General features: G+C 40.0%; 13 protein-coding genes. 7 read left to right on the top strand and 6 right to left on the bottom strand.

Going from position 1 to position 17,878, the window contains the following annotated elements:
• Nucleotides 1-5: 5 nt before the first annotated feature.
• The 4 genes from uxaC to A5888_RS18925 all read right to left on the bottom strand — a co-directional run bounded on the left by uxaC (nt 6) and on the right by A5888_RS18925 (nt 5,732).
• Nucleotides 6-1,394: a glucuronate isomerase gene (uxaC, locus tag A5888_RS18910; protein WP_086349004.1), complete on the bottom strand. Its 1,389-nt coding sequence runs from the start codon at nt 1,392-1,394 to the stop codon at nt 6-8.
• A 343-nt stretch (nt 1,395-1,737) separates the two neighbouring features.
• Nucleotides 1,738-3,243 (bottom strand): UxaA family hydrolase, encoded by a 1,506-nt coding sequence (locus tag A5888_RS18915; protein ID WP_086349005.1) that lies wholly within the window; start codon nt 3,241-3,243, stop codon nt 1,738-1,740.
• The gene (locus tag A5888_RS18920) at nt 3,236-4,663 is read right to left on the bottom strand and encodes a tagaturonate reductase (protein WP_086349006.1); all 1,428 of its coding nucleotides are present in this window, start codon (nt 4,661-4,663) and stop codon (nt 3,236-3,238) included. Before A5888_RS18920 ends, A5888_RS18915 begins: the two co-directional genes overlap by 8 nt.
• 64 nt (nt 4,664-4,727) lie before the next feature.
• Nucleotides 4,728-5,732 (bottom strand): LacI family DNA-binding transcriptional regulator, encoded by a 1,005-nt coding sequence (locus tag A5888_RS18925; protein WP_086349007.1) that lies wholly within the window; start codon nt 5,730-5,732, stop codon nt 4,728-4,730.
• A gap of 353 nt (nt 5,733-6,085) precedes the next feature.
• On the opposite strand from A5888_RS18925, the gene A5888_RS18930 reads away from it, so the two are divergent.
• The 3 genes from A5888_RS18930 to A5888_RS18940 all read left to right on the top strand — a co-directional run bounded on the left by A5888_RS18930 (nt 6,086) and on the right by A5888_RS18940 (nt 10,763).
• Entirely contained in the window at nt 6,086-7,411 is a 1,326-nt protein-coding gene (locus tag A5888_RS18930; protein WP_086349008.1) for a glycoside hydrolase family 28 protein, read from the top strand.
• A gap of 50 nt (nt 7,412-7,461) precedes the next feature.
• On the top strand, nt 7,462-9,201 hold the full coding sequence (locus tag A5888_RS18935; protein WP_086349009.1) for a cache domain-containing sensor histidine kinase: 1,740 nt from the start codon (nt 7,462-7,464) through the stop codon (nt 9,199-9,201).
• A gap of 83 nt (nt 9,202-9,284) precedes the next feature.
• On the top strand, nt 9,285-10,763 hold the full coding sequence (locus A5888_RS18940; RefSeq protein WP_086349010.1) for a response regulator transcription factor: 1,479 nt from the start codon (nt 9,285-9,287) through the stop codon (nt 10,761-10,763).
• A 51-nt stretch (nt 10,764-10,814) separates the two neighbouring features.
• Here the strand turns inward: A5888_RS18940 and A5888_RS18945 are convergent, their stop codons facing one another.
• Nucleotides 10,815-11,576 carry a helix-turn-helix domain-containing protein gene (locus A5888_RS18945; RefSeq protein WP_170924763.1) on the bottom strand — a complete coding sequence of 254 codons (762 nt, stop codon included), beginning with the start codon at nt 11,574-11,576 and terminating at the stop codon, nt 10,815-10,817.
• Nucleotides 11,577-12,073: 497 nt separating this feature from the next.
• On the opposite strand from A5888_RS18945, the gene A5888_RS18950 reads away from it, so the two are divergent.
• The 4 genes from A5888_RS18950 (at nt 12,074) to A5888_RS18965 (ending at nt 16,531) form a co-directional block, all read left to right on the top strand.
• Complete coding sequence (locus A5888_RS18950) at nt 12,074-12,988, top strand: carbohydrate ABC transporter permease (RefSeq protein WP_086349012.1); 915 nt, start codon at nt 12,074-12,076, stop codon at nt 12,986-12,988.
• Nucleotides 12,989-12,992: 4 nt separating this feature from the next.
• Nucleotides 12,993-13,829 carry a carbohydrate ABC transporter permease gene (locus A5888_RS18955; RefSeq protein WP_086349013.1) on the top strand — a complete coding sequence of 279 codons (837 nt, stop codon included), beginning with the start codon at nt 12,993-12,995 and terminating at the stop codon, nt 13,827-13,829.
• Nucleotides 13,830-13,845: 16 nt separating this feature from the next.
• Nucleotides 13,846-15,174, top strand: a complete 1,329-nt coding sequence (locus A5888_RS18960; protein ID WP_086349014.1) for an ABC transporter substrate-binding protein — start codon at nt 13,846-13,848, stop codon at nt 15,172-15,174.
• Between the two features lie 403 nt (nt 15,175-15,577).
• Entirely contained in the window at nt 15,578-16,531 is a 954-nt protein-coding gene (locus tag A5888_RS18965) for an alpha/beta hydrolase (protein WP_086349015.1), read from the top strand.
• A gap of 110 nt (nt 16,532-16,641) precedes the next feature.
• Here A5888_RS18965 and A5888_RS18970 read toward each other — a convergent pair whose 3' ends face one another.
• Nucleotides 16,642-17,742: a mandelate racemase/muconate lactonizing enzyme family protein gene (locus tag A5888_RS18970; RefSeq protein ID WP_086349016.1), complete on the bottom strand. Its 1,101-nt coding sequence runs from the start codon at nt 17,740-17,742 to the stop codon at nt 16,642-16,644.
• Between the last annotated feature and the right edge of the window lie 136 nt (nt 17,743-17,878).

Below are 17,878 nucleotides of genomic sequence, written 5' to 3' on the forward strand. Positions count from 1 at the left end.
GCTATTTAAAACGCAAAATAGTTTTCTGCATTCGTGTAGCTGACGGCTTTCACCAGATTACCTAAAAGCTGTTCATCCGTCGGTGCTTCCCCACGTTCAACGATTTCACCGACAAACTCACAAAGGACGCGACGGAAGTATTCGTGACGTGTATAAGATAGGAAACTGCGCGAATCCGTCAGCATACCTACAAAATTATGAAGCACACTACCATCTGCCAACTGAGTCAATTGTTGGCGCATACCGGCACGTGTATCATTGAACCACCAACCTGATCCTAGCTGTAGCTTGCCGGCAACCTCTTTTTGGAAACAGCCAAGCAATGCAACTAATGCAGGATAGTCATTTGGATTCAGAGAATATAAAATTGTTTTTGGCAACTGATCCGTCTGTTCTGCTCGATCAAGCAACTTTTGTAAAGGAATTGTTAGTGAAAGATCGTTGATTCCGTCATAGCCAGTATCCGGGCCTAACTGTGCTTGCATCCGTCCATTACAATTACGATAGGCATGGATGTGGAGCTGCATTGTCCAGTTGTACTTGTGGTAAAAATGGATCAGACGAGTCAGTGTTTCTGTTCGGTAGGCATCGACTTCTTTTTCAGTCAAGGCATGGCCAGCCAATCCTTTTTGGAAAATTACTTCTAGTGTGTCGCTATCTGCCTTTTCATAGCGAAGAATATCTAATGCGTGATCAGAAAGACGACCACCAAGCTCATGGAAATAATCAACCCGACTGCCTAACGCTGCAATCAGCTCTTCATAGGTAGTGACAGGTTGTTCGCAAGCGTCCGCTAAACGACTGATCCATGCTGAAAAATCCGCTTGGTTGATATTCAATGCTTTATCAGGACGGAAAGAAGGGAGGACTTTAAAACGTGATTCCTCTTGTGCTAATAGCTTGTGATAGCTTAGATCATCTGCGGGATCATCTGTTGTGCAGACAACCTTTACATTGGAGCTGCTGATGATTTCACGACGCTTAAAGCTGTCAGCTGCCAGTTTTTCATTTGCTAGTTGCCAGATTTTTTCTGTGTTCTCTTTATTTACCAGCAGATCGATACCAAAGAAACGTTTCAACTCTAAATGAGTCCATGTATAAAGCGGGTTTCCAATGATTTTTGGAACAGTTTCACACCATACGGCAAATTTGTCATAGTCTGAGGCATCTCCTGTAATATGAGATTCCGGAACACCGCATGCTCGCATCAAGCGCCATTTGTAATGATCGCCATAAAGCCAAGCAGCAGTAATGTTCTCAAAATTCTTGTTTTCATAGATTTCCTTTGGTTCCAAATGGCAGTGATAATCTATGATCGGCATAGCAGCTGCGTGATTATGATAAAGCTTTTTTGCCCAGTCTGTGGATAGTAAAAAGTCGTCGTTTAAAAACATAAATTTCAGTCCTTCTTTCTGGATAATTTCGTGTTGTATTAGGATAAGTGATGGACATCACAAAATGTGATAGGTCAATTGTATGAATAACAGACATACAATTGCTATTCGACATAGAAGCTATTTAGTAAGAACAACAATTGTATGCTTAGCGAGCAGTGATACTCAGATTTAGAGGTTGGGACAGAAGTGTTCAGCTTCAAGCAATAAGGCGGAATTCACGAAAAATGCATCACAAATTTTTCGTGAATTTCGACTTATTGTCGAAGAAGTTGCTTCTGTCCCACCGTTTATTCGGTTTTAGATGTATAGAGGTGTGTGGGATTGAGTTATCTCCCACACTCTAAAGTGTCACACCATTTTTAAAGATAGCGACTTCGCGAACGTCATTTTCTTCATTGCGCGTTTGTTCACCACTGGCAACGGCCACTAGCTTATCAATAAAGTCCTGTAAGACATCATCCATTGAGCGCTCAAGTAAAGAGCCTGCGTTGAAATCCATCCAATGACCTTTTCTTTCAAAAATCGTGTTGTTTGTTGCAATCTTGACTGTTGGCACATAGGCACCAAATGGCGTTCCTCGACCCGTTGTAAAGAGAACCATATGACAATCTGAGGATGCCAATGCAGAAGCAGCGACAAGATCATTACCGGGCGCTTGTAATAAGCTCAAGCCTTTCTTAGAAAGCTTTTCGCCGTATTTTAAGACATCGACAACGGGGGCAGTACCGGCCTTTTGTGTACAACCTAATGATTTATCTTCTAGAGTAGTGATTCCACCTGCTTTATTTCCAGGAGATGGATTTTCATAAACCGGCTCACCGTAGGATAAGAAATACTGTTTAAAATCGTTGATCAAATGAACAATGTCTTCGAAGACTTCTTTATTCTCTGCTCGTGCCATCAGCATTTGCTCCGCTCCGAACATTTCCGGTACTTCAGTCAAAATAGTGCTGCCGCCTTGGGCAATCAGAAAATCAGAAAAAGCACCCAAGAGCGGATTTGCCGTGATTCCTGAAAAACCATCGGAACCACCACATTTCAAGCCGACATTTAGTTCAGACAGTGGAACATCTTCGCGTTGATCATTTTTCGCTGCTTGGTAAAGCTCTTCCAGAAGCTCTACGCCTTTTTCTACTTCATCATAGACCTCTTGGGCAACGAGGAATTTTACACGAGTTTCATCATATTCGCCTAGCTTTTCTTGGAAGGCTGGAATCGTATTGTTTTCACAGCCAAGTCCGAATACCAACACTCCACCGGCATTCGGATGCTTCACTGCATCGATCAGGACATCACGTGTATTTTGATGATCGGTTCCCAACTGTGAACAGCCATAGGGATGTTTAAGGATCGTGATATTATCGAAGGGACCAAGATCAGGATGATTGGCCTTAAATTCTTTCAGCATCAATTCTGCCATACCATTCACACAGCCAACAGTAGGGATGATGAATAGATCGTTTCGAATCCCGACTTTTCCATTTGGACGTTTGTAGCCTTTGAAAGTTAGATTCGTTTTTGGATAGTGGACCTGCTGTAAATTCGGCTGATAGGAATAATCCAGTTCACCAGCTAAATTAGTTTTTACGTTGTGTGTATGCAGCCAGTCACCGATGACTACATCACTAATCGTATGACCAATAGGATAACCGTACTTGATGACATTATGGCCGTCCGGCATATTTTGCAAGGCAATTTTGTGTCCCTGAGGAATTTCTTGATTTGCTGTGATCTCTTGCTCATCGATAGTCAGATGTTCTCCTTGTTCGATCGGACGAAGTGCAACTGCTACAGTGTCGTAAGGATTGAGCTTCATTAAGGGTGATTTGGTCAATAATTCAGGCATAAACTTTCTCTCCTTTGTTTAATTGCTGGATCAGATTGCGAGAGCCAATTGTTTCCAGTTGTGTGATATAGTGTTGGACTTGGGTTGAAAGACCGGGTACGGTTGTTAAATCCTGTCCCCACAATACGTCGTCAGAAAGAACTGTCTCGACAACAGATTCCGGTGTTTGCCACGCTTTTTCAAAGCGGGTGACAATGGCAGCATCATCTTGCGGTGCAATTTTTTCGCCTCGATAAGTCAGTATCAAAGCAGCTAAGGCAGCAGTCATATATGGCGGCAGTTCATTCCTATTTTTCTGATAATCCAAAAGAACTGGAAGAAGCCGAGCCTTGTATTTTGATACACTATTTAGAGCAATTGACGTCAACTGATGATGAACAAACGGATTTAAGAAGCGTTCTTTGATTTGTTCGGCGTAGGCGGTCAATTCATCTTCAGGAAGACTGAGCATTGGGATCAATTCATCAGCGAATAGATGGTCGACAAAGTAACGGAAGTCTTGATCCTTCATGACCTCTTCTACTGTTTCTATATCTGCAAGCAATGCTAATGGAACCATTGCAGTATGAGGGCCATTCAATAAGTGAACCTTTCTTTCTCGGTAGGGGGTCATATCGTCTGTAACGATGACATTTAGACCGGCTTTTTCTAAAGGCAATGTGTCTTTCAGTGATTGCGGACCTTCGATGACCCAAAGCATGAACGGTTCAGCCTTGACCATCAGGTTATCTTCATAGCTGTGCTTCTTGTTAAGTTCAGCTGCTGAATCTCTTGGATAGCCGGGAACAATTCGGTCGACCAAGCTACAACAGAAGATATTTTCGTTTTCCAACCAATCGGTGAACGCGTCTCCTAGCTTCCAATCTTGGGCATAAGTCAGTACGATCTCTTTCAGCTTTTCGCCATTACGGTCAATCAATTCACAAGGAATGATCGTAAAGCCTTTTTTCCCAAGCTCAAATCTGCGATATAAAAGAGCAGTCAGCTTTCCGGGATAGCTCTGCTGCGGATGGTCAGAAAGTTGGTCAGCTGGATTGTATTGAATGCCGGCTTCGGTTGTATTTGAAACAATAAATTCGATTGTATCGTTTTCAGCTAATGCCAAATAATTAGCCCACTCTTTATAAGGATTGATGACTGTATCGATCACAGAAATAACTTCAGAAGTGTTGATGATTTCCTTATTCAACAAGCCTTCAAGTATCACTGTGTATAGATAATCTTGTTCTTTGAGCATATCACCTAACCCTTGATCGATAGGTTGTACAACAGCGACATTTCCCTTAAACAGCTGTTGCTTGTTCATTTCTTGAATTTGCCAGTCGACAAACCCTCTCATAAAGTTTCCTTCCCCAAATTGAATGATTTTCACTGGTTGCTCTTTGTTGGTTTCAATTGTTTTTCTCGATAATTTCTCCATTGTTTCATCAAGCTCCTTTTTAGTTTTTTTGCACACGTGAACATTTTTATTCAAAACAAAGACATTACGTCTTTGAAATAGTTGATACAGACTCTCTTATCTGTAGACTGGTTTTGATTCGATATTGTTGTGGGCTGATTTTTTCTCCATTGATCATTTTCAATAGCAGTTCGGTTCCTGTTTGACTGATTTTTTTGATTGGCTTGTGCACCGTTGTCAGCGGAGGATTTAAATAAGCAACTAGTTTACTGTCGTCGAATCCGATTAAAGAAATGTCTGTCGGAATTTGAAAATTCTTTTCTGCAGCAGCTCTCATTGCACCAATAGCCATATCATCATTCGCACAGAACACAACTGTAGGGAGGGGAGAAAGAGCCAAAATGTGCTGCATTTCAGTAAATCCACTTTCAATGCTATAGTCTCCTCTGAAAAAGTAGTCATGATTGACAGGGAGTTGATTTTTTTCCATGCTGTTGATCATTCCCTGTTTTCGTTCATTCGAAGAACGAAAATCATCCTTACCTCCGATATAGGCGATTTTTTCATGTCCCAACTCTATTGCATAATCGATCGCTTCTGTTACACCTTCTGCATCGTCTGCAAGGACATTGATGATATCCTTGTCGTCTAAAGGACGGTTCAGGACCACAAAAGGAATTTTTTGTTGTTTGACATAGTCAATAAAGGAACTATCATTATCGCTCTGACTCATAATAACTATTCCATCGTAGCGCTGAAAATTGACGCGCTCCAAGGCTTGAATTTCATCGATTCCTTCAACAGACAGACTATAGCTTTCATCTAAAATAGAGTGGATACCGGTGATTACATCAACCAGAAAGCTCGAGCTGGTACCTTGATCGATACTGGAAAAAAATAACCCAATCATATAATTTTTTTGATTGACCAGACTTTTGGCATTGAAATTTGGGACATAGTTTAATTCTTCTGCAATTTTCTGGATTTTTTTTCGTGTATCAAGCTTGATCAAGGGGTTATCATTCAGCGCGCGTGATACGGTTGTATGAGAAACACCGGCTACTTTTGCGATGTCTTTTATTGTGACCATAACCCACCTCGTTTTCAATAATTGTGAACGTTAACATCATAGTATGAAATAAGTAGATTGTCAACATTAAAATGCTTGTTTAACAGCAATGCACACGTGAAAATGTTATTGGAATTTTTACGGAAATATGATAGGCTATTGATGAAGAGCTGATTTTGGATGAATGCTTCTGTTTTAAGATGAAAAGGCATTCAATGATGAACAGAGTAGCTGGAAATAAATGAGAGGAATCATAATAAATCAAGAAAAAGACTGTAACTATTCTACTGCAGAAACAGTTTTGCTTTTGTTCGGTTCCTACTCAGAAAATACTAGGAAAGTCACATTTTTTATTTAATGAAAGGGGTTTGATCATGATACAGGTGGATTATATAATTACAGATTTTGGTGCATCATCTGACAATCAGATGAATACACAGGCGATTCAGAAGGCCATTGATACTGCAAGCCACGCGGGAGGAGGACGAGTTGTTATTCCGGCAGGTACATTCGTAACAGGAGCATTGTTTTTAAAAAGCAATATTACTCTTTATTTAAATGCAGGTTCTGTGCTCAAATTTTCTGATGATCAAAAGGAATATCCGGTCGTCATTTCACGTTGGGAAGGAGTGGAGCAACAAGTTTACGCTTCTTGCGTTTATGCTGAACATGCAGAGAATATCTCAGTAACTGGTTTTGGTGTACTTGATGGGAACGGAAAAAATTGGTGGCATGTTTTTCGTAATGACCAGTCAGCGCTTAAGTTTCCCCGCCCAAAACTGATTAGCTTCCACAAATGCAGCAGAATCACGATCAGAGATGTTCGATTGATTGATTCACCAAGCTGGACGATCAATCCAATTCTTTGTGAGGATGTCACAGTAGATAATGTATCGATTCTGAATCCAAGTGATTCGCCTAATACAGATGGAATCGACCCAGAATCTTGCAAAAATGTTCGTATCAACAATTGCCATATCGATGTCGGTGATGACTGCATTGCGGTGAAAGCAGGAACGGAAGAGACCGAAGAAAGAGTTTCTTGTGAAAATGTGACAATCACGAACTGTACGATGGTTCATGGACATGGTGGAGTTGTTTTAGGAAGTGAGATGAGTGGGGGTATTCGTAATGTGACTATTTCCAACTGCGTTTTTCAAGGGACAGACCGTGGCATTCGACTAAAATCTCGCCGCGGCAGAGGCGGAACGGTAGAAGATATTCGAATCAGTAATATTGTGATGGATCGGGTGATTTGTCCGTTTATCATTAATTTGTATTACTTTTGGGGACCAAACGGTGAACAGCAGTATGTCTGGGATAAGACGCCACAACCAATCACGAATGAGACACCGTGCTTCAGACGACTTCATTTTATGAATATCACTGCGAAAAATGTACAGGCAGCAGCAGGCTTTATTTATGGCTTGGCAGAGCAGTACGTGTCAGATATAACCTTTGACAATATTCGCATTTCTTTAGCAGAAGAAGCAGAAGCCGGTGAGCCGGCGATGATGATGGGAATTGAAAAAATGAAGAATCAAGGCTTTATGGTTAATTTTGCTGAAAACATCGTTTTTGAACGCGTTTCGATTGAAAATCACGTTGGGGAAGCTTTTCAGATAGAGCAGTCAAAGGAAATAGAAGTTTTGAATTGTCGCTCAAAAAAACTGGGTGGGAAACAGTTCAACAGAATATAAGCAGGCGGACTGGATAAAACGAATTTCTGCTGGAAAGGACAAACCAAGCTATGAAGGAAAAACAGGAAAAATCGCGCTCGCTAAATACGGTTCTTAACACCTTCTATATCCTGTTTGTTGCGGTCATCATCATTTTTTCTTTGATTTTTTCCAGTATTACAACAACCAGAGAAGTAACAGATACTGCCTACACCAATGTAGAAAATACGTTGAAAGACCGCTACAGCGTGCTGGAGAGAACCTTCGATCAGATGTTTGAGCAGGTAGTGAATCTGAATAACAATCCGAATTTGCTTGAAGTGATCAACAATGAGCGTGATGCGCTGAAGCAGGCAGTCAATATGAACACTAGTATCAAAGACCTATATTATCGGTTTCAGGATGTGCTTGATTCTATCTATATCAATGTAAACGATGGGGAGTTCTTTTTTAATGGTGGAGAAATCGCTCAGGGCTTGAGCGAGATTGATTACCAAACGTTTTTTGAACAAGCAGACGGCGAAGCTAAGTATTTTTGGCTGGATTTTGATGAAAGTCCTTTCTCACAGAATGAGCGACGGACGATTTCCATCTGCAAAATAATTGGTGACAGTTTTTCTGAGGCCAGCGGGGTGATTGTATTCAATTTGAGGTATGATTATATCGAGAATTTATTGAATGAAAGCTTTATAACAGAAAACGGTCGTTTATTCTTGGTCAGTCCTAAAGGAAACATTTCTACATCAGACCGTCTGTTTCCAAAAGAGCTGTTTCAGGAACTGACCGATAATTGGCAAGTACGTGCAGTAGATGGTATGAGCTACCATATCGATAGCCAGACATTCGACCTAAATCAGTGGCGATTGGTTGCAGTTTTTCCAGATAAGGATCTGCAAAAGAGTCAATCCGCCTATCTCACTTTAGCAGCAGCACTGTTTCTGTTTCTATTTCTTGCAGGGACAATTATGGTGATCGTTGTCGGTCGTTATATTTCGAAGCCGATCCAAAATCTTGCGAAAGAAATCGAAGCAACCAGTATTACCGATCATAAAGGCCCTCTGGCAATCAATCAAAAACATTTCAATGAGCTGGCCGTATTGTACCGCAGTTTTAATTCAATGATCGAAAAAAATGAACGGCTGTTGAATGAAAATGAAAAAAATCATGATGAGCGAAGCCGTTTGGAAATCGAGTTGTTGCAGTCACAGATTAATCCGCATTTTCTTTATAACACGCTATACTCCATTCAAAGCTTGAGCGATATGGGCATGAATAAGGACGCGTCATTGATGACTCGTTCTTTGGCAGAATTCTATCGAACAGGAATCAGTAAAGGCAATCTGCTCGTTTCTTTAGAGGAGGAGCTGGAGCATGTTAAGAACTATCTGACGATTATGGGGTATCGCTATAGAGACCGCTTCGACTACACGATCTTAGTAGAAAATCCTAAGCTATTGCAAGCTAAAATCCCTAAAATTTCACTACAGCCGATTGTTGAAAATTCAATTTATCATGGACTGAAAGAACTGTCTGTTAAAGGCCTTTTAGAAATAGAAATCAAAGAAAGCAATGGCGATGTTCTTTTGGTTGTAAAGGATAACGGACGAGGTATTTCGGATGAACGATTGAAAATAATCAATGAAGAAATCAATCTATCTTCTTTGAACAGTAGAAAGGTAACGGGGATCGGTCTGCGGAGTGTCAATGTACGAATCAAAAATTGTTTTGGTGCTTCTTATGGCTTATGGATTGAAAATTGTGAAGCTGGAACACTAATTAAAATTGTTATACCTAAAGGTCCGAATGGGTAAGCGATGATTCGAAAAGAGTATTTGTTGCTAATGTGTTAGTCACTGTAGGGTGTTGTAGAATTGGATAACTAAGGAGAAAAAACATGAGAAAGCTATTGATCGTAGAAGATGAGTGGATCATTCGTAAGGCACTGATGTCTCTTCCTTGGGAGACGATCGGTGTGACAGAAATCTTTGAAGCGGATAATGGGCAAGAGGGCTTGGCATGCTATAAAGAGCAGCAACCTCAAGTTGTACTCTCGGATATCAACATGCCTTTTGTCGATGGAATTGCAATGGGAAAAGAAATTGTTGAGCAAAATAAAAATTGCCAGATTATTTTTCTGACAGGCTATAGCGAGTTTAGCTATGCACAGGCTGCGGTCAGCCTAAAGGCGTTTGATTATATTTTGAAGCCAGTGGATGCCACAGTTTTACTGCCCCAGGTCAATGAAGCATTTAAGCAAATCGAGGAAGAGGAAATGGCAGAGCTGGCTTCCAGAGATTATCAGCGGAGAGAATGGATAAAAAGGATCATTCTTTCAAAAAAAAGTGAAAACAGTGAACAATTCAACACACTCTTTTCCGTTAATGGTCCATTTCAATGTATGTGCTATTTCACGAATAAGGCGACGCTTGAAGTGCCAGCTATGTTTCAAAAGGATAGTTTACGATTGGAGGATAACACTTATTTTACGTTGATTCAACTGGGGGAACAGCAGCCTGAATTTCAACAGTGGTTGGATAGTCCTGAGTTGAAGGAATTTCTATTTCGACAAGAAGGGTGGATCGGACTCAGCACAATTAGTTCAGATCCAAAGGAAATCAGTGATAAAATTGTCGAAGCGCGTATCAGCTTTGAAAAAAATAAGTTTGATCAGCCGGGGATCTATGCTTATGATCCACAAACCTCGCGATTGGATTTTTCGCCGATTTTGATCGAGCTGGAGCAAAAGCTGATTCAGCAAATTGAGAACAGAGCACCTAAAAAAGTCTATGCACTGCTTGATTCTTTGGAAATGAATGGGACTCTGATGACGTTGCCGTTGTCACAAATTCGTCCATTTCTTATGAAACAGGTATTTATGCTATTTCAGGCAGCCAAAAATGTCATCACCTGTGATGAGTTTGCAGTGTATCAGAAGATTACTTCCAGTACAGTGGTAGAGGATATGCTGGCGCCTGTTAAAGAGATGGTGGATTGCTGGCAAAAGAATCAGGAGGTAGGCAGTAAGTCTGGTACGATCATCCAACAGGCCAAACGATTTATCGACAGTCACTATGCAAATGAGGAGATATCCTTACAAGTAGTGGCCGAAAATATTCATGTGTCGCCTCCTTATTTGAGCAACCTATTCAAAAGCGAAACAGGGAAAAACTATACAGAATACTTATTTGAACGACGGATGGAAGCAGCCTATCAGCTGCTTCGAAATACGAATAAAACAATCACGGATATTTCTTTAGAGACAGGATTCACGAATCCTAATTATTTTTCAAGCTGCTTCAAAAAAGACAGTGGCGTATCACCAAAACAATACAGGAATATCTACAAAGAGGAACAGAAAATATCAACTCCGTAAATGTAGCTCACTGTATCTAGTTATGTTTTTCTTTATAGAAACTGCATATAATCACTTATTTGTATAGGTAAAAAGATTTTTATCCGCTACAATAGCTGGAATCAAATTTTTTGAATCTATAATTGTGATCTCCTTTTTTTCAATGTAAGACATGGCTTGTGGTATATATTTTGTAAACTCATTTGAGATAGGTAAAATTATAGATTTATTTGAGTGGGTAATCAAATTGATGAAAAAAATATCTGGATTAAAATCAAAAGGACTGACTCTAACTCTTTTAGTATAAATAAGTTCAAGAGATAGAATCTCTTTGTAAGGAATAAACACTTGATTCGTAGATCTTCCTAAACTATTTTGTCCGATGGCTAAAAATTTTTTTGTCGTTGATTTTGGATAGAGAGTAATAGTTAGGCCATGTTTGTCAATAATCCAGAAATCTTTTATAAGAGTAGGTAAAATACAAGTCAACCCCAGCATAAGAACAAATAGAAAGACACCTAAAGGTTGATAGCCAAAACCAGTTAAAAATAGAGCGATACCTAACCAGATCAAGGCAAAGAATAAAAAATAAGAGGGACGATAGTTTTTTCCTACCATAAATGGTTTTCTAAAATAAAAGCTTCCTCTAATCAGTTGATCCAGAGATATGTCGTATAGATCACTTAGAGCTAATAAATTGTCAATGCTGGGCGTATTGATCCCATTCTCCCATTTAGAAATGGTTTGATGAGATACAAAAATTTTTTTGGCTAACTGGTCTTGCGTAAATCCATTTTGAATCCTAAAGGTTTTTAAGAGCTGAGCTAGGTTCATTTTTAATCCCTCCATGTTTTTCAATAAATTAAATATAGCAGATGCTTGAAAAAAGCGCCTGCACTTATAAGGTGCAAGCTTGGTGTGACAAGGATTGGTTGAGAAATAACAGCAATTACGTAGTCATAAGAATTAATTGGAATAATTCTATGCTGGAAATATCTGGTTGCAAGAAATAGTTTAAGATGGGTAGCTTGACACAAAAGTATCAGATACACAATGATTCGTTGATAAAACAGAGCAAAGAAGGGGGCCCCTGCTTAGCTTCTGTTTTATCTTTTTTTATCTTGACGTTTGTAGAAATATGGAAACTAACCTTCATTTTTTTCTCCTCCGTTCCTTCATTCTTAAAATATTATAAGTTTGTCTTAAAATAATGAATGTTGGTTGTAACCGTTTTCTAGTATTTTATATATAGAGATGAGCGTTACTAAATGACAGCAAAACAATGATTGCTGTTTAGTGAGATTCATAGAGAAAATGTTAGGAGGAAAAAAATGGAAACAGAAGTTACACTGCCAAAAGTGCAGAAAAAAAGGAAAAAGATTCAAAAAGCCCCATATTTGCTCTTATTGCCAACGTTGATAATGATTACAGCTCTTTTGTTCTTTCCGATGGCGAGAATCTTCTATTATAGTTTTCAAAATTACGATATCTCGGCTCCATTTTATGATTCGTTTGCCGGCTTCGACAATTTTGTGAAGATATTTACAGAAGATGCTTACTTCATCCCAAGCTTAATCAACAGCTTAAAATGGGTGGTTTCCCAAGTTGCTTTGCAGTTGGGATTAGGAATGGGAATTGCGTTGATCTTAAACAAAAAATTCAAATTCAGAGGTTTGACAAGGGGATTTGTTTTTGTCCCTTGGGCAATCTCAGGGGTACTTACCTCAGTAATGTGGAGTCTGATGTACAACGAGCACATGGGGGTGTTCAATGACATTCTATCGAAACTGGGCCTTATCAGTGAACCACAAGCGTTTTTGGCTAGTACAAACAGTGCCTTTATCGCAGTAGTAGTTGCGGAACTATGGCGTGGGATTCCATTTTTTGCAGTAACATTGCTAGCTTCTCTCCAGAGTATTCCGGAAGAACTGTATGAAGCAGCTGCTATGGATGGATCCAATCGTTGGACATCGTTCATTAATATCACATTGCCGCAGTTAAAGCGGACAATTGTATTGACAACTTTGTTGAGAACCGTTTGGGAATTCAACAACGTGGATTTGATGTACAACCTGACCAACGGTGGACCGGCCAATTCAACCATGACATATGCAATGTATATTGCTAAAACAGCCGTACACGGTAGTGATTTCGGTTACGGGTCAGCGTTGACAGTTGTCGCATTCTTGATTCTGACAATTATTGCGTTAGTCTATCTGAAAATTTCTAAATTCGAGGAGGCATAGTCTTGTGTATAATAAACAGGGAAAACTAGATAAAACATTGACCTTTTACTTTCCTTTAGCCATGATGCTGGTTTGGACATTGTTTCCGATTTATTGGACATTGAACACTGCATTGAAGCCGGAGGGAGATATCATTAAAACACCACTTCAATATTTACCATCCAGTCCGACATTTCAGAATTTTATCAATGCTTGGAATGATGTTGGATTTGAAAAGTATTTTACCAACAGTGTAGTGGTTGGTGTAGGTACCGTACTTTTGACCTTGGTATTGTCCGTTTTAGCGGGCTATGCTTTAGCGCGATATGATTTCAAAGGAAAAAGAGTGTTCATGATGATTTTACTGATGACACAGTTCATTCCACGTTCTATGCTGATCATTCCATTGTTTGTTATGTTCAGCAATATCGGGATGATCAGTAACCCGATTTCATTGATGCTGGTCTATTCAGCGGTTCAGATTCCATTTTCAGCAATTTTGATGAGCGGATTTATTTCCGGGATTCCAGCTGAATTGGAAGAAGCTGCGGCAATTGATGGTGCAACAAGAATGCAGGCGATTCGCCAGGTCATTGTACCACTCTTATTACCGGGTGTTGTAGCGACAGGAATTAACATTTTCGTTTATGCTTGGAATGAATTCCTACTAGCACTAATGTTGACAAATGTACAGAGCAAATTCACCTTACCAGTTGGATTGAGCTTTATGATGGGTGAATTTAACGTAAATTATGGCGCATTGGCTGCAGGTAGTATTATTGCTTTGATTCCATCGATCATTCTCTTCATGTTTGCACAGAAACATTTAGTTAATGGGATGGGCGGAGCTGTTAAAGGATAAATTAGGAGGAATAAAAATGTCAAAGAAAGCTTTAAAATTAGCGAGTGTATTGGCGTTATCTGGGTTATTGGTTGCCGGCTGTGGCTCGGGGAGCAGCGGTTCATCAAAGTCAGCGAAAAGCAGTTCCGGTGATGGAGAAGAGGTCAAATTAGTTTTCTGGGATGAAAATTCCGGCCCAGATAGAACACCGGTTTGGGAAAAACTGATTGATGATTTTGAAAAAGAAAATCCAACTATTACTGTTGAATATGTTGGGTTGCCAAAGGATGAAGCAAAATCAAAACTGGATGCAGCGATCGCAGCAAATGATACACCAGATGTTGCTTCCTTACAGTCCAGCTGGTTACCGGAATTTTCAATTCGTGGGGCGTTACTGCCATTGGATGACTATTTGAAAGACTCAGAGCTTAATGACCTGATCAATGAAGGGGCGATTGAATTTAACAAAGAGATCGTTCAAGATGGCAAGCTTTACGGCGTTCCTTACACACAAAACTTAGATATTCTATGGATTCGTGAAGATGTATTTGCCGAAAATAATTTGGATGCGCCTGAAAGCTGGGACGATTTCTTCACAGATGTAGATAAATTGACAACAGATGATATGTACGGCTACACGATTCGTGGAGGTGCCGGCGGGTCATTACAATTGCAACGTTTGATGTATGCATACTCAGGAATTACTGAATATGTTGATAAGGATGGAAAAGCAACAGTGAATGATCCAAAACATGTTGAGTTTCTTGAAAAGTATTTTGCCTTATACCAAAAAAATACACCGAAGAGTGATATCACAAATGGCTACAAAGAAATGGTTGCGGTTTTTGATACAGGAAAAGCAGCAATTCTGCATCACAATATTGGTTCATTCGGTGAACACAGCAAATCATTAGAAGCTGATCAGTTTGAAGCTGTACCATTACCAAAATCAGCAGAGGGGAATTATGTAGCAGAAGGTGGAAACACAATTGGAATCTCCGCGTTTGCAAATACGGATCATCCGGAAGAAGCATGGAAGCTGGTTGAATTCTTGAATTCAGCTTCAAGCCAAAGCTACTGGAATGAAAAAATTGGACAGATTCCGACAAACTCTGATGTATTGAACGAAGACTGGATCAAAGATGCACAGCATATCAAGGTTGCCTTTGAAGTGTACGATGATTCTGAAACGAAACTGTACGAACCTCCATTCTACTTGCCTGACTACCGTTCTATCTTGGACAACAAAGTAGATCCTGGCATTCAAGCTGTAATGAGTGGGGACAAGACTGTTGAAGCATTCCTTGATGAGTGGGCAAAAGCAATCGAGGATTCAAAAGTTAAATATGATGAAGCAATGAAATAAACGACTAAAAAAGTCTTTATGCTCGAAAAATAATAGAGAAGCGAACAAGGGAAATTGGGAGATAGTATTCGAATAATTAGATAAAAACAGGAATGAGACCGTGCCTTAGGCAGTGCGGTCTCTTTTTGTACCGTGATTACTGAAATTGATGGTAAGCTTCCCAAAACTGTAGAAAATTGCAATAAAGCCTTTCCGTGTCTCTATACAAAAGAAATTTTTATTTTCGGAACACCATTTATACGTTATTAGGAAATTGAGACACGGGACACGTGATTGCTTTTTTATAGTAAGTTACCGAGGAGAGAAGCGCAATGAAAGAGACAAATCAGAATGAGCCAAATAATTGTAGAAATTTTATTAAGGCTCTATGATTACTTTATAAAAGAAGAAAGAAGGTCTTTTCATGACAAAAAGAATTTCTTTAGAAAAATCAGCACTTGAATTTAGCGAAGCGAACGCAAATCCGCCGTTTATCTATCAATTACCTGTAGATGAGGCCCGTGCGCTGTTGGAGGAGGTTCAGGATTCACCAGTAGAAAAGCTGGATGCGGCAATTGAAGATCAGCAATGGGATCTTGGTGACCATGGAAAAATCAATGTACGCACAGTAAAGCCCAAAGATGCAGAAGGAAAACTGCCAGTGATTCTGTATATTCATGGTGCCGGTTGGGTTCTTGGTAGTGCACATACTCATGATAAGCTCGTGAGAGAACTTGCAGTCAGAACAAATTCGATTGTTTTTGTGCCTGAATATGATCGTTCCCCCGAAGCTAAATATCCGGTTGCAATCGAACAAAGCTATGCGACACTTTTAAAAATCGTTGCGGATGCAGGAGACGATTATGATATAAATCGTCTGTCTATTGCCGGAGATAGTGTTGGTGGGAATATGGCAACAGTGGTCACGATGTTGGCAAAAGACCGTAAGGGCCCTAAGATCAATCAGCAACTATTGTTTTATCCTGTAACGAATCATGGGTTCGATACAGACTCATACAATCAGTTTGCGACAGACTATTTCTTAGCTAAGGACGGAATGAAATGGTTCTGGGACAACTATCTACCAGAAGGGCAAGATACGACGATCAAAACGATCTCCCCATTACAAGCAACAAAGGAAGATCTGACAGGACTGCCTGCGGCAATGATTTTAAATGGTGAAGCAGACGTATTGAGGGATGAAGGTGAAGAGTACGCTCGTCATTTACGTGATGCTGGAGTAGAGGTAACACAAGTTAGATTCCAAGGAATGATCCATGATTTTGTGATGGTCAATTCAATCGATCAAAGCCATGCAACGAGAGCAGCAATGGACCTTGCAACTGACTGGCTAAATAAGAAAAATGATTTAAAATAGCAAGATATCTTTAGGTAATGAGGTTGGATACTTGCTACAAAAGATAGAACCCTCTCTTTCAGCAGAAAATTGCCGAAAGAGAGGGTTTTCTTTTATTGATTGAAATAAACTTAGAATGGTAACTTGTAAGGGGCAAGCTTTTTCCAATCAAAGGTAACACCGATGCCAATTTCCTCAGGCGCAACTGCCATGCCATCTTCTTTATCAATCACAAGGGGCCTTGTGGTATATTGATCGATTGGGAAGCTGTGCATTTCCAGATAACCTGCGTTCGGCATAGCAGCTAGCAAACTGACATGAAGCTCTTGCATGCCATGTGTTGAAACAGCGAGATTGTTTGCCTGTGCCAGGTAGGCCACTTTCAACCACCCTGTGATTCCGCCAACATTTGAAGCGTCTGGTTGAGGAAAATCAACATGTCCATATTTCAGTAGATGATGGAATTCTGTAAGCGTGCGGAGATTTTCTCCTCCGGCAACAGCGATATGTCCTTCTTCAGCAATTCGGGCATATCCTTCATAATCCTCTGGAATCGTCGGTTCCTCAAGGAAAAGAATATTATATGGCGCCATTGCTTTAGCAGCTTTGATTGCTTTTTCAACAGACCAGCTCATGTTTGCATCTACCATGAAAGTGACATCTGGTCCAACCAACTCTCTTACAGCAGCGATTCGTTGAATATCCTCGTCCAATGTCTTTTGCCCTAGTTTGATTTTGACAGCCTTCAAGCCCATATCAAGGTATTTTTGATTATTAGCCAGCAGTTTTTCCAATGGAAAGTTCAAATCGATTGCTCCGCCATAGCATTTTACCTTGTTGCTGACACCACCGAGTAATTTATATAGAGGCTCATTGGCCTTTTTTGTACGCAGATCCCATAATGCTATATCACAGGCTGCAATAGCAAAGCTTGCCAAACCACCTCGGGCAACGTAATGAATTCCCCAATTCATTTCATCCCATAATGCTTCAACGCAACTGGCATCTTTCCCAAGCAAAATATTTTTCAGTTCAATGTCAATGAGAGAACAGATAGCGCGACCACCAAAACCACCAGTATAGGTGTAGCCAATCCCTTCACGGCCATCTTCAGTTTCTATTTTTACAATAGGGACTTCGAAATGAGTATGCAGTCCATGCTTCGCATCCTCCATGAGCTCAGGTAATGGAATACGGTAATATTCAGTTGTGACAGCAGTAATTTTTGACATGATCATTCCTCCTATAATCGTTTGTTCACGTGTGCATTTTTAATAATAAAAAAAGAATTCGCTTACATAAATTCTACCAAATTTATATGGACAGGTCAACAACACAGTCTATGAATTTCATTTTTACGTTGTTGAC

Origin of the sequence: Enterococcus sp. 9E7_DIV0242 (assembly GCF_002140975.2) — a bacterium.
GTDB lineage: Bacteria > Bacillota > Bacilli > Lactobacillales > Enterococcaceae > Enterococcus_L > Enterococcus_L clewellii.

Excerpts from the sequence above, each read along its gene's own strand:
- uxaC (WP_086349004.1), bottom strand. The coding sequence starts at position 1,394 with ATGTTTTTAAACGACGACTTTTTACTATCCACAGACTGGGCAAAAAAG.
- A5888_RS18915 (WP_086349005.1), bottom strand. The coding sequence starts at position 3,243 with ATGCCTGAATTATTGACCAAATCACCCTTAATGAAGCTCAATCCTTAC.
- A5888_RS18920 (WP_086349006.1), bottom strand. The coding sequence starts at position 4,663 with ATGGAGAAATTATCGAGAAAAACAATTGAAACCAACAAAGAGCAACCA.
- A5888_RS18925 (WP_086349007.1), bottom strand. The coding sequence starts at position 5,732 with ATGGTCACAATAAAAGACATCGCAAAAGTAGCCGGTGTTTCTCATACA.
- A5888_RS18930 (WP_086349008.1), top strand. The coding sequence starts at position 6,086 with ATGATACAGGTGGATTATATAATTACAGATTTTGGTGCATCATCTGAC.
- A5888_RS18935 (WP_086349009.1), top strand. The coding sequence starts at position 7,462 with ATGAAGGAAAAACAGGAAAAATCGCGCTCGCTAAATACGGTTCTTAAC.
- A5888_RS18940 (WP_086349010.1), top strand. The coding sequence starts at position 9,285 with ATGAGAAAGCTATTGATCGTAGAAGATGAGTGGATCATTCGTAAGGCA.
- A5888_RS18945 (WP_170924763.1), bottom strand. The coding sequence starts at position 11,576 with ATGAACCTAGCTCAGCTCTTAAAAACCTTTAGGATTCAAAATGGATTT.
- A5888_RS18950 (WP_086349012.1), top strand. The coding sequence starts at position 12,074 with ATGGAAACAGAAGTTACACTGCCAAAAGTGCAGAAAAAAAGGAAAAAG.
- A5888_RS18960 (WP_086349014.1), top strand. The coding sequence starts at position 13,846 with ATGTCAAAGAAAGCTTTAAAATTAGCGAGTGTATTGGCGTTATCTGGG.
- A5888_RS18965 (WP_086349015.1), top strand. The coding sequence starts at position 15,578 with ATGACAAAAAGAATTTCTTTAGAAAAATCAGCACTTGAATTTAGCGAA.
- A5888_RS18970 (WP_086349016.1), bottom strand. The coding sequence starts at position 17,742 with ATGTCAAAAATTACTGCTGTCACAACTGAATATTACCGTATTCCATTA.